Source organism: Roseovarius tibetensis, assembly GCF_050896375.1.
GTDB lineage: Bacteria > Pseudomonadota > Alphaproteobacteria > Rhodobacterales > Rhodobacteraceae > Roseovarius > Roseovarius tibetensis.
On sequence record NZ_JBPBBB010000052.1, the window covers coordinates 1 to 18,836 of the forward strand.

The 18,836-nt window shown below is 64.6% G+C and carries 17 protein-coding genes; 6 read left to right on the plus strand and 11 right to left on the minus strand.

Annotated features, from left to right (window positions below; genetic code table 11):
* Positions 1 to 166: 166 nt before the first annotated feature.
* The 3 genes from glpX to ACROSR_RS18325 all read right to left on the minus strand — a co-directional run bounded on the left by glpX (position 167) and on the right by ACROSR_RS18325 (position 2,889).
* The gene (gene glpX / locus ACROSR_RS18315; RefSeq protein WP_432687335.1) at positions 167 to 1,132 is read right to left on the minus strand and encodes a class II fructose-bisphosphatase; all 966 of its coding nucleotides are present in this window, start codon (positions 1,130 to 1,132) and stop codon (positions 167 to 169) included.
* Positions 1,133 to 1,208: 76 nt separating this feature from the next.
* Positions 1,209 to 2,495 carry a homoserine dehydrogenase gene (locus ACROSR_RS18320; RefSeq protein ID WP_432687336.1) on the minus strand — a complete coding sequence of 429 codons (1,287 nt, stop codon included), beginning with the start codon at positions 2,493 to 2,495 and terminating at the stop codon, positions 1,209 to 1,211.
* Positions 2,496 to 2,592: 97 nt separating this feature from the next.
* Positions 2,593 to 2,889, minus strand: a complete 297-nt coding sequence (locus tag ACROSR_RS18325; protein ID WP_432687337.1) for a hypothetical protein — start codon at positions 2,887 to 2,889, stop codon at positions 2,593 to 2,595.
* Between the two features lie 105 nt (positions 2,890 to 2,994).
* Here ACROSR_RS18325 and ACROSR_RS18330 point away from each other — a divergent pair, with 105 nt between their 5' ends.
* From ACROSR_RS18330 to ACROSR_RS18355, 6 genes are all read left to right on the plus strand, one after another.
* Positions 2,995 to 3,612: a TetR/AcrR family transcriptional regulator gene (locus tag ACROSR_RS18330; protein WP_432687338.1), complete on the plus strand. Its 618-nt coding sequence runs from the start codon at positions 2,995 to 2,997 to the stop codon at positions 3,610 to 3,612.
* Positions 3,613 to 3,673: 61 nt separating this feature from the next.
* Positions 3,674 to 4,153 (plus strand): hypothetical protein, encoded by a 480-nt coding sequence (locus ACROSR_RS18335; protein WP_432687339.1) that lies wholly within the window; start codon positions 3,674 to 3,676, stop codon positions 4,151 to 4,153.
* A 199-nt stretch (positions 4,154 to 4,352) separates the two neighbouring features.
* Positions 4,353 to 5,783, plus strand: a complete 1,431-nt coding sequence (locus ACROSR_RS18340) for a Glu/Leu/Phe/Val family dehydrogenase (protein WP_432687340.1) — start codon at positions 4,353 to 4,355, stop codon at positions 5,781 to 5,783.
* Positions 5,784 to 5,879: 96 nt separating this feature from the next.
* Positions 5,880 to 7,832 carry a DNA primase gene (gene dnaG, locus ACROSR_RS18345; protein WP_432687341.1) on the plus strand — a complete coding sequence of 651 codons (1,953 nt, stop codon included), beginning with the start codon at positions 5,880 to 5,882 and terminating at the stop codon, positions 7,830 to 7,832.
* 117 nt (positions 7,833 to 7,949) lie between these two features.
* Entirely contained in the window at positions 7,950 to 9,935 is a 1,986-nt protein-coding gene (gene rpoD, locus ACROSR_RS18350; protein WP_432687342.1) for an RNA polymerase sigma factor RpoD, read from the plus strand.
* A gap of 9 nt (positions 9,936 to 9,944) precedes the next feature.
* Complete coding sequence (locus ACROSR_RS18355) at positions 9,945 to 10,223, plus strand: HlyU family transcriptional regulator (protein WP_432687343.1); 279 nt, start codon at positions 9,945 to 9,947, stop codon at positions 10,221 to 10,223.
* A gap of 121 nt (positions 10,224 to 10,344) precedes the next feature.
* Here ACROSR_RS18355 and ACROSR_RS18360 read toward each other — a convergent pair whose 3' ends face one another.
* The 8 genes from ACROSR_RS18360 to cobO all read right to left on the minus strand — a co-directional run bounded on the left by ACROSR_RS18360 (position 10,345) and on the right by cobO (position 18,694).
* On the minus strand, positions 10,345 to 11,301 hold the full coding sequence (locus ACROSR_RS18360; RefSeq protein WP_432687344.1) for a collagen-binding domain-containing protein: 957 nt from the start codon (positions 11,299 to 11,301) through the stop codon (positions 10,345 to 10,347).
* A gap of 214 nt (positions 11,302 to 11,515) precedes the next feature.
* Positions 11,516 to 12,790 (minus strand): phosphopyruvate hydratase, encoded by a 1,275-nt coding sequence (gene eno / locus ACROSR_RS18365; protein ID WP_432687346.1) that lies wholly within the window; start codon positions 12,788 to 12,790, stop codon positions 11,516 to 11,518.
* A 91-nt stretch (positions 12,791 to 12,881) separates the two neighbouring features.
* Positions 12,882 to 13,781, minus strand: a complete 900-nt coding sequence (locus ACROSR_RS18370; RefSeq protein WP_432687356.1) for a DMT family transporter — start codon at positions 13,779 to 13,781, stop codon at positions 12,882 to 12,884.
* A 67-nt stretch (positions 13,782 to 13,848) separates the two neighbouring features.
* Entirely contained in the window at positions 13,849 to 14,745 is an 897-nt protein-coding gene (locus ACROSR_RS18375; RefSeq protein ID WP_432687358.1) for a cation diffusion facilitator family transporter, read from the minus strand.
* A gap of 24 nt (positions 14,746 to 14,769) precedes the next feature.
* Positions 14,770 to 15,186, minus strand: coding sequence for a Fur family transcriptional regulator (locus ACROSR_RS18380; RefSeq protein WP_432687348.1), 417 nt, complete (start codon positions 15,184 to 15,186; stop codon positions 14,770 to 14,772).
* An 82-nt stretch (positions 15,187 to 15,268) separates the two neighbouring features.
* Positions 15,269 to 15,607, minus strand: a complete 339-nt coding sequence (locus ACROSR_RS18385; protein WP_432687350.1) for an SMR family transporter — start codon at positions 15,605 to 15,607, stop codon at positions 15,269 to 15,271.
* A 106-nt stretch (positions 15,608 to 15,713) separates the two neighbouring features.
* Positions 15,714 to 17,918 (minus strand): NADP-dependent isocitrate dehydrogenase, encoded by a 2,205-nt coding sequence (locus ACROSR_RS18390; protein ID WP_432687352.1) that lies wholly within the window; start codon positions 17,916 to 17,918, stop codon positions 15,714 to 15,716.
* A gap of 152 nt (positions 17,919 to 18,070) precedes the next feature.
* Complete coding sequence (cobO, locus tag ACROSR_RS18395) at positions 18,071 to 18,694, minus strand: cob(I)yrinic acid a,c-diamide adenosyltransferase (protein WP_432687354.1); 624 nt, start codon at positions 18,692 to 18,694, stop codon at positions 18,071 to 18,073.
* Between the last annotated feature and the right edge of the window lie 142 nt (positions 18,695 to 18,836).

Below are 18,836 nucleotides of genomic sequence, written 5' to 3' on the forward strand. Positions count from 1 at the left end.
CACCATGCTACTCCTTCTCGCGTTACAGGGGAGAGTGTGTTTTTTTCCTCTCCCCCCCCAACCCACCCCCCCCCCCCCCCCCACCCCCCCCCCCCTCCCCCCCCCCCCCCCCCCCCCCCCCCCCCCCCCCCCCCCCCCCCCCCCCCCCCCCCCCCGTGGTCCGGTCTCAATCGCGTTTGCTGCGATAGATCATCCGCCGCAGCGATCCGGTCCGCGAGCGCATCAGCACGGTTTCGGTCTCGATATATCCCGGCCGGCGCTTCAGGCCCGACACGACAGAGCCGTCGGTCACCCCGGTCGCGGCGATGATCACCTGGTCGGTCACCATGTCGTCGCGCGCGTAGACGCGGTCGAGGTCGGTGATCCCCGCCTTGGCGGCGCGGTCGCGTTCCTCGTCGTTGCGAAAGGTCAGCCGACCCCAGATCTGCCCGCCCATGCATTTGAGCGCCCCGGCCGCCAGCACGCCCTCGGGCGCACCGCCGAGACCCATGTACATGTCGATGCCTGTCAATTCGGATTCGGCGCAATGCATCACGGCCGCGATATCGCCATCCGTGATCAGAAAAACTGCAGCCCCGGTGCCACGGATATCGTCGATGATGTCCTGATGGCGCGGGCGTTCCAGCACGCAGACGGTGATATCCGACGGCCTGCACCCCTTGGCGCGGGCCAGTGCCTCGACCCGTTCACGGGGGCTCATCTCCAGCGAGACGACGTCCTTGGGAAATCCCGGCCCGATCGCCAGCTTGTCCATGTAGACATCCGGCGCGTGCAGCATGGTCCCGCGCGGGGCCATGGCGATGATGGTCAACGCATTGGGCATCGCCTTGGCGGTCAGTGTCGTGCCCTCCAGCGGGTCGAGCGCGATATCCACGCCCGGCCCGTCGCCGGTGCCCACCTCTTCGCCGATGAACAGCATCGGGGCCTCGTCGCGTTCGCCTTCGCCGATGACGACGACCCCCTTGATCGGCAGCATGTCGAGCTGTTCGCGCATCGCGTTGACGGCGGCCTGATCGGCGGATTTTTCGTCGCCGCGCCCGATCAGGTCGGCACAGGCGAGCGCTGCCTGTTCAGCCACCCGGGCGAGGCCGAGCGACAGCGTGCGATCGTTGAAATCCGAGGTGTCAGTCATGAGATGTTCCCTGTAAATACTCTGCGTGTCATCCGTGGCGTCGGTGCGGTGCCCATATTCTGCCCGTCATCGGCGTTCAGACGGTTTCGATCCGCAACGCGACCGGGTCACCTGCCAGCACGTCGAGCCGCCGAATGCCGGTCAGCGCCGTGTCGAGCGCCTCGCGGGTGGTCTTGTGCGTCACGATCAGGACGGGCGCCGTCGTGTCGTCATGCCGGTACTGGCGCATCCGGTCGATCGAGATCCCGGCCTCGCCGAGCAACGTGGCGACCTTCGCCAGTGCGCCGGGCTTGTCGTCCAGAGCCATGCGCAGGTAATACCGTGCGGGCGTGGCGCTTGTTGCAGGTGGGCACAGTTTCAGCGACGCGGCGGGCTGACCGAAGGTCGACACCCGTGTGCCGCGCGCGATGTCCATCACGTCGCCCAGCACGGCGCTTGCGGTCGGGCCCATGCCGGCGCCGGGGCCGCGCAACACGATCTGGTCCACCTGATCACCTTCGAGCACGACCATGTTGGTGCCGCCTTCGAGCTGCCCGAGCGGGCTGTCGGCGGGGACGAGGCAGGGCGACATGCGCTGTTCCAGCCCGCGTCCCGTCATCTGCGCCACGCCCAGTAGCTTGATCCTGAACCCCATGTCGGCGGCGCGTCGGATATCGTCGAGCGTGATCTTCTGGATACCTTCCAGAACCACGGCGTCGAAATCGACCTGACAGCCAAAGGCGATGGCCGACAGCAGTGCCAGCTTGTGGCCCGCGTCGATGCCCCCGACATCGAGATTCGGGTCGGCCTCGAGAAAGCCCAGCCTGTCGGCCTTGTCGAACAGGGCGTTGTACCCCTGTTCGGTCGCCTGCATGCGGGTCAGGATGTAATTGCAGGTGCCGTTCATCACCCCGACGATGCGGGTGATCTCGTTGCCGGCCAACCCTTCGGTCAGAGTCTTGACTACCGGGATGCCGCCGGCGACGGCCGCCTCGAAGCGGATGACGCGGCCGGCGTCTTCGGCGGCCATGGCCAATGCGTGACCGTGATGTGCAAGCATCGCCTTGTTGGCCGTCACCACGTCCTTGCCTGCGGCAATGGCCGCCTCTGTCGCGGCCTTGGCCGGGCCGTCGGAGCCACCCATCAACTCGACGAAGATGTCCACATCGTCACGGCGGGCCAAGGCGACGGGATCATCTTCCCAGGCGTAATCCTCAAGGCTGACACCGCGATCCTTATCTCGGGTCCGCGCAGAAACCGCGGTGATCTCGAGCGGACGGCCCGCACGCGCCGCCAGCAGTTCGGCCTTTTGCCGGACGATGTGCACGACGCCGGTGCCGACGGTGCCCAGACCGGCAATGCCAAGGCGCAAGGGGGGGATCATGGGGGCTCTCCGATCGTAATGTCGCACGGTTGAAACGGCGTGTAACGGGTTCGCATCAAGCTTGCAACGCGCAGAAGGGCCGTCGGCGAGGTGTTTTTCAACGGGTGATGCCTGTTCTCATCCTGTCGCGTGTCGCGTCGTCGATCACCGCGGATTCAAGCCGCGCCGCGCGATCACGCAGCCGCGCCGCCCGCAGGCCCGTGTCCTGTGCGGCGGCCGTATCGGCAGACGGGGGCGGCACGCGCCCGGTGATCTGGCGCGCAGGGACCAGCGCGGGATAGCTGGTGTCGCGCCGCGTCTCCGGGCCAGCCGCGGGAAAGGGTGGCACATCCGTGCATCCCGCAAGGCCAGCCACGACAAGGGCGGCCATCGCCGGCAGGGCAGTCAGGCGCATAGGCAGGCAATCCTCGTGACAATGTGCAGCGCAGTGATGCCACGCGCGCGACCGCCGGGCAAGCCGAGGCTTTTATCTGAACAAACGTTCAGATAGGCTGAATGAATGGCCCGCACACAAGGTTCTCATGCCGACGTCACCGGCCCGCGCCTGCGCGACGCGGCGCTGACGCTTTTCGCGCGTCACGGCTTTGCGGCGGTGTCGATGCGCCGGATCGCGGCCGAGGTTGGGGTGCAGGCGGGTGCGCTTTACAACTACACGCCGGACAAGCAGACGCTGTTGTTTGATCTGATGCGGTCGCACATGGAAGACCTGCTCGCGGCGTGGGACCTTCAGGCCCCGACCGGGGACGCGCTGGCGGCGCTCGAGGCGTTCACCCGGTTTCACATCCGCTTCAACACGCAGCGCGCTGATGCGGTCTTCGTTTCCTACATGGAACTGCGCAACCTGACACCGGCCAATTTCGCGGTGATCGAGCAGCTTCGGCGCGACTACGAGACGCGGCTGGAGGCGATCCTTCGGCGCGGTGTGCAAGAGCGTGTCATGACCGTGGCCGAGCCGCGGATCGCCAGCATGGCGCTGATCGCGATGCTGACGGGGATCAACACCTGGTTTCGCGACGAGGGCAGGCTGAGCCTTGCCGAGGTGGAAACCGTGTATTGGGACATGGCGTGCAACGCGGTCGCCGTATCGCCGCGATCCGAGGCGATGCTTCGCGCCTGACGATATCGTCTCGCCAAACGCGGCCAGCCGGGATAAGGCACATGCCGGAGGGGAATGGTTCATGGCCGATGACAAAATCCAGATGGAAATTGCAGCCTCTGCGGGGCGGCGCGTAATCGGTGTGGGATCGGTCGCGCTGCTCGGGCTGATCATGCTGTACTTGGCGATCGTGCAGGCGCCCGGTCCGGGATGGCAGATCTTCATGGTGGGCTTTGCGGCGCTGTCGCTGTGGATGGCGCAGCGTATGTGGTACGCGACGGCGCATCGGCTGCAACTGACGCCATCGGGGCTGCGCAGCAGCGATGGTCGCGTCCTCGCACAGATCGACGACGTGGTCGCGGTCGATCGCGGTGTGTTCGCCTTCAAGCCGTCCAACGGGTTCACGGTCAAGCTGTCCCACAAAGGCCCGTTCGCCTGGGAGCCGGGTCTGTGGTGGCGGATCGGTCGCCGCGTCGGCGTCGGCGGCGTCACCCACCGGACGCCGGCCCGGATGATGGCCGAACTGATCCAGGAGCGTATCACGGAGCGGTCGGGCACCTGATCCGCCACATCGATAATACATTCGGAGGCGTATGGTCTGGGTGCCTGCCGCACGACGGTGACGCCCCCTTGCGTGTCATGCGCCGGGTCGCCCGGTCGGTTACGGGTGGACAAACTCGTCGTTAGCTTTAACCATCGGCTTGGGCCGCGGGCCGCGACGGCACCGTGATCGACCCGACCAGAACAGGGAGCCAGCCAGCATGACCGTGAAGAAAGAACCGGGATTTCGCGACAGTGTCGATCTGATGTTCAACCGTGCGGTGTCGCTCATGGAGCTGTCGCCGGGCCTCGAGGAAAAGATCCGTGTCTGCAATGCCACCTACACCGTTCGATTCGGCGTGCGCCTGCGCGGGCAGATCCACACCTTCACCGGCTATCGCAGCGTGCATTCCGAACATCTGGAACCGGTCAAGGGCGGTATCCGCTATTCGCTGGCCGTGCATCAGGACGAGGTCGAGGCGCTCGCGGCGCTGATGACGTATAAATGCGCCCTCGTCGATGCGCCTTTCGGCGGCTCCAAGGGCGGGCTGTGCGTCGATCCGCGCGCCTGGGAAGAGCACGAGCTGGAGATGATCACCCGGCGTTTCGCCTACGAGCTGATCAAGCGCGACCTCATCCATCCGGCGCAGAACGTGCCCGCCCCCGACATGGGCACCGGCGAGCGCGAAATGGCGTGGATTGCCGACCAGTACAAGCGCATGAACACCACCGACATTAACCATCGCGCCTGCGTGACTGGCAAGCCGATCCATGGCGGCGGCATCCAGGGCCGGACCGAGGCCACCGGGCGCGGGGTCCAGTATGCCCTGCAGGAATTTTTCCGCCACCCCGAGGATATCGCGGCGGCCGGGATGTCGGGCACGCTGGACGGCAAGCGGGTGATCGTGCAGGGCCTCGGTAATGTCGGGTACCACGCGGCCAAGTTCCTGTCCGAGGAGGACGGCTGCAAGATCACCGCGATCATCGAGCGTGACGGCGCCTTGCTGGATGACGACGGCCTCGACGTCGAGGCGATCTACAACTGGATCGGCCGGCATGGCGGGGTCGATGGCTATCCCGATGGCAGGTATATTCGCGACGGCGCCAAGGCGCTGGAGGAAGAGTGCGACATCTTGATCCCGGCGGCACTCGAAGGCGTGATCAATCGCGATAACGCCGATCGCGTCAAGGCCACGCTCATCATCGAGGCCGCGAACGGCCCGGTCACCGCCGGGGCCGACGACATCTTGCGCCAGAAGGGCACGGTGATCATTCCCGACATGTACGCCAATGCCGGCGGCGTGACCGTGTCCTATTTCGAATGGGTCAAGAACCTCAGCCATATCCGGTTCGGCCGGCTCGGGCGGCGTCAGGAGGAGGCTCGGCACGATTTGCTCGTCACCGAGCTGGAGCGCCTCAATCGCGGCATGGGCGATGCATGGGAGATGTCGCCGGATTTCAAGCAGAAATACCTGCGTGGCGCGGACGAGTTGCAGCTCGTACGCTCGGGCCTCGACGACACGATGCGCAGCGCCTACCAGGCCATGCGCGAGGTCTGGCACGGACGCCGGGATGTGACCGATTTGCGCACCGCGGCCTATCTGGTGTCGATCGCCAAGGTCGCCGCCAGCTACCGCGCAATGGGTCTGTGATCCGCGCCGGGCGGGGGCGGACCGGCGGCCCCGCCACCTGTTGCGCGCACGTGACGCCCTATGGACTTTGCGCCGCATGAGACCGATATTCACCGGATGAGCTTGCCACCCGGATTCCTGGAAGACCTGCAAGGCCGCCTGTCGCTCAGTCAGGTCGTGGGGCGCAAGGTCACGTGGGACATGCGCAAGTCCAACCAGGCCAAGGGCGACATGTGGGCGCCGTGCCCGTTTCATCAGGAAAAGACCGCGTCCTTTCACGTCGATGACCGAAAGGGGTTCTATTACTGCTTTGGCTGTCACGCCAAGGGCGACGCGATCTCCTTCGTCCGCGAGACCGAGAATGTCGAGTTCATCGAGGCGGTGAGAATCCTTGCGACAGAGGCGGGCATGACCCTGCCCGAACGCGACCCGCAGGCACAGGCCAAGGCCGACCGGCGCACGCAACTGGTCGAGGTGATGGAACAGGCGGTCAGGTATTTCGGGATGCAGTTGCGCGGCGGAGCCGGGGCTGCGGCCCGCGAGTATCTGGCCGGGCGCGCGCTAGATGCCGCGACGCAGACGCGCTTCGATCTGGGTTTCGCGCCAGAGGGCTGGCAGGGATTGTGGGATCACCTGACCGGCAAGGGCGTTGCGCCCGAGATGATCCTCGCCTGCGGGCTGGCCCGGGAAAGCAGCCGGGGCGGCAAGCCCTATGACACCTTCCGCAACAGGATCATCTTCCCCATTCGCGATCCGCGCGGGCGCTGCATCGCCTTCGGCGGCCGCGCGATGGATCCCGGTGACAATGCCAAGTACCTCAATTCGCCGGAAACCGAGATTTTCGACAAGTCCCGCACATTGTATAACCACGGCCCCGCGCGCGAGGCCGCCGGCAAGGGCCAGACGCTGATCGTCGCCGAAGGCTACATGGACGTGATCGCGCTGGTCGCGGCGGGGTTCGACGCGGCGGTCGCGCCATTGGGAACGGCGGTGACCGAGCATCAGTTGCAGCTATTGTGGCGCGTCACCGACGAGCCGGTCATCATGCTTGACGGCGACGGGGCGGGGCTGCGCGCGGCCTACCGCGTGATCGATCTGGCGCTACCACTGCTCGCGGCCGGCAAATCCCTGCGCTTCGCGCTGATGCCAGAGGGGCAGGACCCCGACGACGTGCTGCGCGCCGAGGGCGCGGGAGCGGTGCAGGCGCGGGTCGACGACGCGCTGTCGCTGGTGCGGCTGCTTTGGCAACGCGAGACCGAGGGACGCCAGTTCGACAGCCCCGAACGCAAGGCAGCGCTGGAGCGGACGTGCCGCGAAAAGACCGATCTTATCCGCGATCCGTCGCTGCGCGGCTACTACGAACGTGAACTGAAAGATCTGCGCTGGCAATTGTTCAATCCGCGCCGGTCAGCCGGGGCAGGGGGGCCGCGCGCCCGTGGCGGCAAATGGCCCCTGCCGGAGCCAGCGCGCGCCAGCACGAAATCCTCGCTTCTCGTGGCTGCGGGCGGCGAAGCGGAAACGCATCTGCGCGAGGCCGTGATTCTTGCCACGCTCGTCTCCTGCCCGGAGATGGTCGAACGATATGACAGCCAGATCGAACGGCTGGACTGTCGCGACCCCGATCATGCGATGTTGCGGGGTTTGGTCCTGCGCTTCGGCCCGGAGGGCCCCGAGACATTGCACGCCCGGATCGACGCAGAGATGGGGCGCGCACGGCTTGAAAAGCTGATGTCGCTTCCCCACGTCAAACTCACGCCACCGGTACGCCAGCCGGGCAATCCGGAGCTTGCCGTGCTGACGCTCGACGAGGAATTGGGCAAGCTGCTGACCCAGCGTGGTGTCCAGGCGGAGATGCAGGAAGCCAGCGCCGATATCGCCGGACGCGATGACGAGGCGATCACTTGGCGGTTGGGACAGGCGGCGCAGGCGCGCAATCGAGCGTTGCGCAGCCATGACGATGACAGTGCGGAATATGACCTGGGCGAGAACGGTGCCCCGATCAAACGAGACGAGAAAGAACAGTTTGCCGCGCTCTTGAATACGATCAACTATTCCAAACCGAGGCGATGAGCGTTTTGGTGAGGATTGTGAAGGAAAATCCGGGTAGACGGGTGTCCGAATCAGATGATTGCGCTAATGATTCGTACAGCCGAATCGCCGGACACGTCCCTGAACGAGGAGTCTTTAATGGCCGCCAAGGATACTGAAGACCGCAAACCCGACGACACCGAGATCGAGGGGTCGCTCGACATGAGCCAGGCGGCGGTCAAGAAAATGATCTCCGAGGCGCGCGAGCGAGGTTTCATCACATACGATCAGCTCAACGCGGTCCTGCCACCCGACCAGGTCGGCAGCGAGCAGATCGAGGACGTGATGTCGATGCTGTCTGAAATGGGCATCAACATCATCGAGGCCGAGGATGCCGAGGAAGAGGAAAACAAGACCACCGCCGTCGCCGAGGTAAACAAGCGCGGCGACGTGGCCGTTGGCACGGCCAAGGAAGACAAGCTCGACCGCACGGACGACCCCGTGCGAATGTACCTGCGCGAGATGGGGTCTGTCGAACTGCTTAGCCGCGAGGGCGAGATTGCCATCGCCAAGCGGATCGAGGCCGGGCGCAACACGATGATCGCGGGCCTGTGCGAAAGCCCGCTGACCTTCCAGGCGATCACCATCTGGCGCGACGAGCTGCTGAGCGAGGACATCCTGCTGCGCGACGTGATCGACCTGGAGACGACGTTCGGCAACCAGACGCTGGAGGAAGGGGCGGAGCCCGTGGTCGAGCCGGCCAATGTCGCGCATCCCCCCGAAAAATCAGAACAAAGCGGCACATCGCCAGAGCTTGACGCCGACGGAAATCCGATCCAGCGCGACGACGACGACGACGAGGACGAGCAGGCCAACATGAGCCTTGCTGCGATGGAGGCCGCGCTCAAGCCGCGCGTGCTGGAAACGCTTGACCGCATCGCCGAGGATTTCGCCAAGCTGTCGGAAATGCAGGACAGCCGCATTTCCGCGACGCTCAACGAGGACGGCTCGTTTTCCAAGGATCAGGAAAGCACGTATCAAAAGTTGCGCTCGGAAATCGTTGTGCTCGTCAACGAGTTGCACCTGCACAACAACCGTATCGAGGCCCTGATCGACCAGCTTTACGGCATCAATCGGCGGATCATGCAAATCGACACGGCGATGGTCAAGCTGGCCGATCAGGCCCGCATCAACCGCCGCGAATTCATCGAGGAGTATCGCGGCCGCGAGCTTGACCCCAACTGGGTCGAGGACATGGCGAAAAAGCCCGGTCGCGGCTGGCAGATGTTGATGGAACGTAGCCCCGAAAAGGTGGCGGAACTGCGCAGCGACATGGCGCAGGTCGGCCAGTATGTCGGCCTCGACATCAGCGAGTTCCGCCGCATCGTGGGACAGGTTCAGAAGGGCGAGAAAGAGGCCCGGCAGGCCAAGAAGGAAATGGTCGAGGCGAACCTGCGGCTGGTCATCTCCATCGCCAAGAAGTACACGAACCGCGGCCTGCAATTCCTTGATCTCATTCAGGAAGGCAATATCGGCCTGATGAAGGCCGTGGACAAGTTCGAGTACCGCCGGGGCTACAAGTTCAGCACCTACGCGACATGGTGGATCCGCCAGGCGATCACCCGCTCGATCGCGGATCAGGCGCGCACAATCCGCATCCCGGTCCACATGATCGAGACGATCAACAAGCTGGTGCGCACCGGGCGGCAGATGCTGCACGAGATCGGCCGTGAACCCACCCCCGAGGAGTTGGCCGAAAAGCTGCAGATGCCGCTGGAAAAGGTCCGCAAGGTGATGAAGATCGCCAAGGAGCCGATCAGCCTCGAGACGCCGATCGGCGACGAAGAGGACAGCCAGCTTGGCGATTTCATCGAGGACAAGAACGTCATCCTGCCGCTGGATTCGGCCATTCAGGACAACCTCAAGGAAACCACGACGCGGGTCCTGTCGTCGTTGACGCCGCGTGAGGAACGCGTGCTGCGCATGCGCTTCGGCATCGGGATGAACACCGACCACACGCTCGAAGAGGTGGGCCAGCAGTTCAGCGTCACCCGCGAACGTATCCGCCAGATCGAGGCCAAGGCCCTGAGAAAGCTGAAACATCCCAGCCGCTCGCGCAAGCTGCGCAGCTTCCTGGATCAGTAGGGGGCAGGCATGTCTATCTTGTCACGGCTGTTCGGGGGCGGCTCCAAACCGTCGGCACGAACAGAAATGTCCGAGACCTACAAAGGGTGTCGCATCGTTGCGGCGCCGCAAAAGGCCGAGGGTGGGCACCGAGTCGGCGCGCGGATAGAAAAGGAGATCGGCGGCGAGATGAAAGCGCATGATCTGCTGCGCGCAGATACGCTTTCCAGCTATGAAGAGGCTGAAACGTTCTCGATCCGCAAGGCGAAACAGGTGATCGACGAACAGGGCGACGCCCTGTTCAGATAAGCCGGTTTCGAGCGCTCGCATGCGATGAAAAGGCGGGTGCAGCTTGGCAGGATACCGCGCCCGCCTATGGGTGTCGCGCGCGGCCGGGACCGTCCGAGGTGCGACTTCCCAAGGTTGGGGTCTACGACCGCTTGCGCACCCCGAAACCCAGTGCGGCCAGCGCAAAGCCCAGCAACAGCGCCGGTGCGGGCACAGGGACCGGGGCCGTGGCTTGCCCGGCATCCGGCGGAAATCCGTCGAACAGACGCTCACCGTCGATCGGCCGGAATTCGTTCCGCTGCGTGAGCGAGCCGGCGACGACCACGCCATTGGTGCCGCCGCCGGTTGATGTGACCGAAGCAAAGGGCGCGAGGATCGAGTAGTTGAACGCCCTGTCGATATCGAGGGTGGTTGCCTCGTAGAAGTTGAACAGTACGTTTGACAGCGTTTCGTTGAAGTTCGCGCCGATCCTGACGGTTTCGCCGGGAATGTTCACAATGGTCGGGATATCGGCACGAGAGCCGGTGGAGGTTTGCACCCCCTTGAAGGTGCCTGTCGAGACAAGGGCCGACGACCCTCGCACGACGGCAACGCCATCCGATCCGCCGATCCCGCTGATTACTGTCAGATCATTCTCGTCATCGGCGCGCGCCTCGGCGCCGGGCGTGTCGCTGCGCGCGGCTAGGTCTGTTGATAATTTCCGGAATGCGGCGGTGACGTCACCGGTCGGGATGCCCGACACGCCGAATTGCACCGACCCTGTGCCGTTCTGGTTTATGGTTGCCGTATTGCTGCCGCCGATACGGACCGCGCCTGTCTGAACGTTTATGCTGCCGGTGACCGATCCACCCACGATAAGCGATCCGGTGATGCCGCCGACCGTCCCCTCCTTCAGCCTGTCGTTGTTCACACCATAGCCACTCGTGGTTAGTGACCCGCCGACATACACCGTACCTTCGGTCTCCGACGATGAGTCGAGAGCGCCGAGCGTTATGACGTTGAACGACGCCATCATGTCCGTCGTGTTGATCGTAGATGCGAAAACGGACGAAGCGGACAGGGTGCCCAGCAGAACACCCGCGAATAGTGTCGGTTTCATGACTTACTCTCCTACCATGTATCAAACGCCGGACTAGCCAAACGGCCTGTTCGGATGGCGAGAAATTGCGGCTGAGCAGCGCGAAGTCAAAACCGTTTCATGTCAATTTGTTAGGTATATCAGATGACGTTACGTCAATATTCTACCGGGGGGCGAACCGCGTTTCAGCGGTTGCAGCCCTGGGTAGTTTGTCGCGGTGAAACGCTATGCGCGTCTACTTCAGGATGGATCGTCCGGCGTATTGTGCTGTGTCGCCCAGCATCTCCTCGATCCGGATGAGCTGGTTGTATTTGGCCAGCCGATCGGACCGGGCGAGGCTGCCGGTCTTGATCTGGCCGCAATTGGTCGCGACGGCGAGATCGGCGATGGTGGCATCCTCGGTCTCGCCCGACCGGTGCGACATGACGTTGGTCATGCCGGCGCGGTGCGCCATCTCGACGGCCTGCAGCGTTTCGGTCAGGGTCCCGATCTGGTTGACCTTGACCAGCATGGAATTGGCCGCGCGCCGTTCTATGCCCATGGCAAGACGGGTCGGGTTGGTCACGAACAGATCGTCGCCCACCAGCTGCACGCGATCGCCTATGGTGCGGGTGAGGGCTGTCCAGCCGTCCCAGTCATCCTCCGAACAGCCATCCTCGATAGAGACGATGGGGTAGTCGTTCACCAGCGCCTCGAGGTAGGCGACATTTTCGTCGGGCGTCAGGGTCTTGCCCTCGCCGGCAAAGACATACTTGCCGTCCTTGAAGTATTCCGTGGCCGCGCAGTCGAGCGCGAGACAGATGTCGGTGCCCGGCGCGTATCCGGCCTTTTCAACGGATTTCAGAATGAAATCAAGCGCATCGCGAGTGGAGTTGAGGTGGGGTGCGAAGCCGCCCTCGTCACCGACGCCGGTGGCGAGGCCTGCCGCGGTCAGTTCCTTTTTCAGGGTGTGGAATACCTCGGCGCCCATGCGCACGGCGTCGCGGATCGTATCGGCCGAGACCGGCATGATCATGAATTCCTGCACGTCGATCGGGTTGTCGGCATGTTCGCCGCCATTGATGATATTCATCATCGGCACCGGCAGGGTGCGCGCCGAAGTGCCGCCGACATAGCGATAAAGTGGCTGCCCGGTGAAGTCCGCGGCGGCGCGGGCAGTGGCGAGACTAACCCCGAGGATCGCGTTGGCGCCAAGGCGCGCCTTGTTGGGGGTGCCATCCAGCTCGATCATGCCGAGGTCCAGCGACACCTGTTCGGTGGCGTCGGTGCCCAGAAGCGCCTCGGCAATCTCGCCGTTCACGGCCGCGCAGGCCTCCAGCACGCCCTTGCCCATGTAGCGACTCTTGTCGCCGTCGCGCCGTTCGACGGCCTCATGCGCACCGGTAGAGGCGCCCGAGGGCACGGCGGCACGGCCCAGTGTCCCGTCTTCGAGGGTCACGTCGACCTCGACCGTCGGATTGCCGCGGCTGTCGAGGATTTCGCGCGCGTGGATGTCGATAATGCTGCTCATGTGTCTGGAATCCTCCATGGAAAAGCGTCCGGGCCGGAATACCAACAATTGACCGCTTTGCAAATGCGGACATCCGGCGGCGATTTGCCAGTCAGCCGCGCGGGGCCGGCGTGATCGACGGCGCGGCCATGCGCCGGGCGACGCGGCGCTCGCGCCAGAAGGTGAACAGCCCGGAGGCGATGATGATCGCGGCGCCGGTCAGCGTCCAGAGATCCGGGCGTTCGTCGAAGACGGTCACGCCGATGATCAACGCGAAGATCAGCCGCGAATAGCGGAAGGGCGTGATCACCGAAACGTCGCCCAGGCGCATTGCCGCGACGATGGTGTAATAGGCGGCCAGCGCACAGGCCAGCGCGAGGCCAAGATCGCGCCAGTCGACCGCCGAGGGCAGGGATGGCGTGCCACCCACGGCAAGCAGGATCAGCCCGGTGGGCACAAGCGTGGCAAACGCATAGGTCGACAGCTGCATCGATGAGATCGTGCGCGGCACCGCGCGCGTGGCGAGATCCCGGATCGCAAGCCCGACCACGCCCTGCAGCGCGAAAAGCGAGGCGGGCTGAAACCCGTCGAGCCCCGGACGGATCACCATCAGCACGCCGCCGAACCCCACGAGGATCGCGGTCCAGCGTTTCCATCCCACGGCCTCGCCGAAAAACAGCGCGGCACCAAGCGTCACTGCGAGCGGCGTTGCCTGCAGGATCGCCGAGGCCGACGACAGCGGCGTCAGCGCGATGGCGGTGACAAATCCCAGCGTGCCCACAAGCTCGCCGAAGTTTCGCAAAAGCACGGCGCGCGACAGAAGATCCCGCGACCAGAGCCGGCGGCCTTGCGCGCGGGTGACGATGCCGAAGACCAATGCGCCGCCAAAGCCCAGAAAGACAACGATCTGCCCCACGGGCATGCTGTCGGCCAGGCGTTTGATGAACAGGTCCTCGAGCGCGAACCCGGCCATCGCCAGAACCATCAGAATGCTGCCACGCAGGTTTTCCATCGGGCCGGTGTCCTTTTCGGGAAACCCCGACGGTAGCGCAGGCCATCCGCGCAAGAAAGCGGCAGAGCTATGACAGTATGACAATACCGTTATGCTTGGCCTTGTGTTCGGGCTCGACATGGATGGTCACGCGCGCGTCGGGCAGGGTGTCCATCAGCGCCGCCTCGATCCGGTCGCAAAGGTCATGCGCCGCCTCGACGGTGGTGTCGCCCGGCACCACGAGGTGAAAGTCGATGAAGGTGACCTGACCCGCATGGCGCGTGCGCAGGTCATGCGCTTCGAGTGCGGCATCTTCGCTGGCGGCCTCGGAAATCACGCGCCGGATTTGCGCAAGTTCCGCGTCCGACACGGCCTCGTCCATCAGGCCACTCAGCGAGCCCTTGATGACCGCCCAGCCCGACCACATGATATTGAGCGCGACAAGCACCGCCATCACCGGATCAAGCCACCATGCGCCGGTGGCAAAGGCCAGCGCGACGCCAATGAACACGCCGACCGACGACACGACATCCGTCAGCAGATGCCGTCCGTCCGCCACCAATGCCGGCGAGCGATACCGGCGCCCGTCGCGGATCAGGATCGCCGCCCAGAGCCCGTTGATCAGGCTGGCCCCGGCATTGATCGCCAGACCCACAAGCGGCGCATCAAGCGCGCGGGGAGCCAGAAACCCCGCATAGGCCTCGCGCAGGATGAAGAGTGCGGCGATGACGATCAGCACGCCTTCAAGCACCGCCGAGAAGAACTCGGCCTTGTGATGGCCGTAGGGGTGATTGTCGTCGGCCGGACGGCGCGCAACCAGCAGCGCCACGATCACGGCCAGCGCGGTGGCCACGTTCACCAGGCTTTCCAGCGCATCCGACATCAACGCCAGCGACCCGGTAAGTTGCCATGCCAGAACCTTGAGCCCCAGCACCAGCAGCCCGACGACGACGCTGCCGATCGCCAGCCGCATGATCCGTGTGATGCCCCCCCCGCCCATCACAGGCGCCTACGTGCCGGACTTCAGCGGCACACCGTACAACTCCAGACGGTGACCGATCAGACGATAGCCGAGTTTTTCCGCAATCTTTTCCTGAAGCGCTTCGATATCGGCGTCGACGAACTCGATCACCTCGCCGGAGTTCATGTCGATGAGGTGGTCGTGATGGTCACGCTCGGCATCCTCGTAGCGGGCGCGCCCGTCGCCGAATTCATGCTTTTCGATGATGCCGGTTTCCTCGAACAGCTTGACCGTGCGGTAGACGGTGGCGATCGAGATGCGCGGATCCACGGCCGAGGCGCGGGCATACAGCTCTTCGACGTCGGGGTGGTCCGCGCACGCTTCGAGGACGTGTGCGATTGTGCGGCGCTGCTCGGTCATGCGCAGGCCCTTGGCCGTGCAGCGGTTGGTGATGGTGTCGCGCATGGGCGGCCTCATATCGTCACAGGGCGGTGTGATACCGGCAAACGCGCCGTTTTTCCATGCCTTTCGTCCCGCAGCGGATCGCTTAATGCGGGGCGGTGCGCGAGAAAAGCTGGATCACGACGATGCCGGAGATGATCAGTCCGGTGCCGATCACCGCGGGCAGGTCGAGTTTCTGGCCGAAGACGACATACCCTATGGCGGCGATGAACACGATTCCCAGCCCCGCCCAGATCGCGTAAACCACACCGACCGGCATGTATTTGAGCGTGATTGCCAGCAGGTAGAAGCTGAGACCGTAGGCCACGACGACAAAGACCGACGGCCACAGCCTGGTGAATTGCTGGCTGGCCTGCAACGCGGTCGTGCCGGCGGTTTCCGCGAGAATGGCGAGGGCGAGAATGAGATAGACATAGGGGATCATCGGGCGCGCTCCGGTCTCGGGCTTCGGTGGCCAGAGCCATACCCGAGTGGTGTGCCGTGGTCCAGTGCTGGGACGCGCCGTCGGCGCGTCCCAGCGAAGGACGGGATCAGTCGATGATCGCGTTGAGCGCGGCACTCGGGCGCATCACCGCCGACAGCTTGTCCGGATCGGGGTGGTAGTAGCCGCCGATATCGGCGGGCTTGCCCTGCGCTGCGGCCAGTTCCTGCGTGATCGTGGCCTCGTTCTCGGCGAGTTTGGCGGCGATCGGCCCGAACTCCTCGGCCAGCGGCGTGTCGTCGGACTGCGCGGCCAGCGCCTCTGCCCAGTAGCGGGCGAACCAGTAATGGCTGTCGCGGTTGTCGGGCTGGCCCGCCTTGCGCGAGGGCGAACGATCGTTGTCGAGAATACCCTGCGTGGCCACTTCCGCCGCCTCGCCCAGCACGCGGGCGCGTTTGTTGTCATGCGCATCGGCCAGGAACTTGAAGCTTTCACCCAACGCGCAGAATTCGCCCAGCGAATCCCACCGCAGGTGATTTTCCGCCAGAAGCTGATCCACGTGCTTCGGCGCAGATCCGCCCGCGCCGGTCTCGAACAACCCGCCGCCCTGCATCAGCTTGACGATCGACAGCATCTTGGCCGAGGTCGCCAGTTCGAGGATCGGGAACAGGTCGGTGAGGTAGTCGCGCAGCACGTTGCCCGTGATCGCGATGGTGCTGTCGCCCTTGGTGATCGTTTCAAGCGAGGCGCGCGTGGCTTCGCGCGGGTCCATGATCTCGAACTTGTCGGCGACGCCGCGCGCCTCGAGCATGGGTTTGACCACTGCGATCAGTTCGGCGTCATGGGCGCGGCCCGGATCCAGCCAGAATATCGCGCGATAGCCGGTGGCCTTCTGGCGTTCGATGGCGAGGTTGACCCAGTCCTCGATCGGGGCCTTGTTGGCCGAGGCAGAGCGCCAGATATCGCCTGGCGCGACCTTGTGTTCATGCAGCACCGTGCCGTCATCGAGCACCATCTTCACGGTGCCGGCCTCGGGGATCTCGAAGGTGGTGGGGTGGCTGCCGTATTCTTCGGCCTTCTGCGCCATCAGCCCGACATTCTGCACGGTGCCGACGGTCGCGGGGTTCAGCTTGCCGTTCTCCTTGAAGAACTTGATCGTTTCGTCATAGACGCCCGCGTAGCTGCTGTCGGGGATCACGCAGACCGCGTCGTGTTCCTTGTCGTCGGGCCCCCATCCCTTGCCGCCACCGCGGATCAGTGCGGGCATCGAGGCGTCGATGATGACGTCTGAGGGCACGTGCAGGTTGGTGATGCCCTTGTCCGAATCGACCATGTACATCGGCGGGCGCTCGTCCATGCAGGCGTCGATCGCCTTGAGGATATCCGGGCGGTCATTGATCCGTGTCAGCAGATCCTCGAGGCCGGCATTGGGCGATACGCCCAGCGCTTTCATGTCGTCGCCATACTGCTCGAACACGGGCGCAAGGAATGTGCGCACGGCATGGCCGAAGATGATCGGGTCCGACACCTTCATCATGGTGGCCTTGAGGTGGATCGAGAAGAGGATGCCCTCGGCCTTGGTGCGCTCGATTTCGTCCTCGAGGAACGCGTCGAGGGCCTGCGCGCTCATGTAGGTGGCGTCGACCACCGTGCCCTCGGGATAATTCAGCCCGCTCTTCAGCGTGGTCTCGCCCTGCGCGGTCTCCAGCACGATCTTCGCGCCGGTCGCCTTGGGCAGGGTCGCGGATGTCTCGTTGGAAAAGAAATCGCCTGACTGCATAGTGGCGACGCGCGTCTTGCTGTCGGCGGACCAGTCGCCCATGCGATGCGGGTTGTTCTGCGCGTAGCGCTTGACAGGGGCCGCCGCGCGGCGATCCGAGTTGCCCTCGCGCAGGACCGGGTTCACTGCCGAGCCCTTGATCGCATCGTATCGCGCGCGGGCGTCCTTTTCGGCGTCGGTCTGCGGCGCGTCGGGATAATCGGGGATGGCGTGGCCCTGGGCCTGCAACTCGCGGACCGCTTCGACCAATTGCGGCACAGAGGCCGAGATGTTGGGCAGCTTGATCACGTTGGCATCGGGGGTCTTCACCAGTTGGCCCAGTGCCGCCAGATCGTCGGAGACGCGCTGATCCTCGGTCAGGAAATCGGGAAAGGCCGCAAGGATGCGTCCCGCCAGCGAGATGTCGCGCGTATCCACGGACACGCCCGCCGCGCTCGCAAACCGTCGAATGATCGGCAGGAGCGACGCCGCGGCAAGCTCTGGGGCCTCATCGACCTTCGTGTAGACGATATCGGGAGTGGAGGTGTTGGCCATCGGGGATCCTTTCCGATCAGGTTTGGCCCGGTGCCGCGCAGGTCGCAGCACGGGCGACTCGTTGAATTGCCCCTGTCCTAACGGAAAATCGGTCGCGTGGGAAGTCAGTATGCAGCAGTATACAGTAAATCACGCAGACCGCCGCGCCGTCGTCAGAACTCCACGCCCGCCTGCGCCTTGATCCCGTCCTCGAAGGGATGCTTGACCATCGTCATCTCGGTCACGAGATCGGCGGCCTCCAGCAATTCGGGCTTCGCGTTGCGCCCGGTCAGCAGCACATGCGTCATCTCGGGTTTGTGCTCTTGCAGGAAGGCGACAACCTCGTCGATGTCGAGATAGTCGTAACGCAGTGCGATGTTGATCTCGTCGAGCATCACGAAGCGGATGTCGGGGTCAAGGATCTGCGCTTGCGCGATCTCCCACCCGTTGCGCGCCGCGGCGATGTCGCGCTCGCGGTCCTGCGTGTCCCAGGTGAAGCCTTCGCCCGAGACGAAGAACCGGCACTCGTCGGCGAAGTGCCGCCGCAGGAAGGTCTTTTCGCCGGTCTGCCAGTTGCCCTTGATGAACTGCACCACGGCGCAGGGCATGCCGTGGGCGATGGCGCGCATGATCATGCCGAACCCGGACGAGGATTTGCCCTTGCCCGGCCCGGTATGCACCATGATCAGGCCCTTCTCCTCGGTCTTGGTGGCCATCATGCGTGTGCGGGCGGCCTTGATCCTCTTCATCTTCTCATTGTGGCGGCGGTTCCGGTCTTCGGTGGTGTCGTCCGACATTGCGATGCCTCCTGATCTTTTTGCTTGGGTCGTGGGGGGGGGGGGGGGGGGGGGGGGGGGGGGGGGGGGGGGGGGGGGGGAGGGGGGGGGGGGGAGGGGGGGGGGGAGGGGGGGGGGGGGGGGGGGGGGGGGGGGGGGGGGG

Coding starts and splice junctions, on each gene's coding strand:
- glpX (WP_432687335.1), bottom strand. CDS start 1,132: ATGACTGACACCTCGGATTTCAACGATCGCACGCTGTCGCTCGGCCTC.
- ACROSR_RS18320 (WP_432687336.1), bottom strand. CDS start 2,495: ATGATCCCCCCCTTGCGCCTTGGCATTGCCGGTCTGGGCACCGTCGGC.
- ACROSR_RS18325 (WP_432687337.1), bottom strand. CDS start 2,889: ATGCGCCTGACTGCCCTGCCGGCGATGGCCGCCCTTGTCGTGGCTGGC.
- ACROSR_RS18330 (WP_432687338.1), top strand. CDS start 2,995: ATGGCCCGCACACAAGGTTCTCATGCCGACGTCACCGGCCCGCGCCTG.
- ACROSR_RS18335 (WP_432687339.1), top strand. CDS start 3,674: ATGGCCGATGACAAAATCCAGATGGAAATTGCAGCCTCTGCGGGGCGG.
- ACROSR_RS18340 (WP_432687340.1), top strand. CDS start 4,353: ATGACCGTGAAGAAAGAACCGGGATTTCGCGACAGTGTCGATCTGATG.
- dnaG (WP_432687341.1), top strand. CDS start 5,880: ATGAGCTTGCCACCCGGATTCCTGGAAGACCTGCAAGGCCGCCTGTCG.
- rpoD (WP_432687342.1), top strand. CDS start 7,950: ATGGCCGCCAAGGATACTGAAGACCGCAAACCCGACGACACCGAGATC.
- ACROSR_RS18355 (WP_432687343.1), top strand. CDS start 9,945: ATGTCTATCTTGTCACGGCTGTTCGGGGGCGGCTCCAAACCGTCGGCA.
- ACROSR_RS18360 (WP_432687344.1), bottom strand. CDS start 11,301: ATGAAACCGACACTATTCGCGGGTGTTCTGCTGGGCACCCTGTCCGCT.
- eno (WP_432687346.1), bottom strand. CDS start 12,790: ATGAGCAGCATTATCGACATCCACGCGCGCGAAATCCTCGACAGCCGC.
- ACROSR_RS18370 (WP_432687356.1), bottom strand. CDS start 13,781: ATGGAAAACCTGCGTGGCAGCATTCTGATGGTTCTGGCGATGGCCGGG.
- ACROSR_RS18380 (WP_432687348.1), bottom strand. CDS start 15,186: ATGCGCGACACCATCACCAACCGCTGCACGGCCAAGGGCCTGCGCATG.
- ACROSR_RS18385 (WP_432687350.1), bottom strand. CDS start 15,607: ATGATCCCCTATGTCTATCTCATTCTCGCCCTCGCCATTCTCGCGGAA.
- ACROSR_RS18390 (WP_432687352.1), bottom strand. CDS start 17,918: ATGGCCAACACCTCCACTCCCGATATCGTCTACACGAAGGTCGATGAG.
- cobO (WP_432687354.1), bottom strand. CDS start 18,694: ATGTCGGACGACACCACCGAAGACCGGAACCGCCGCCACAATGAGAAG.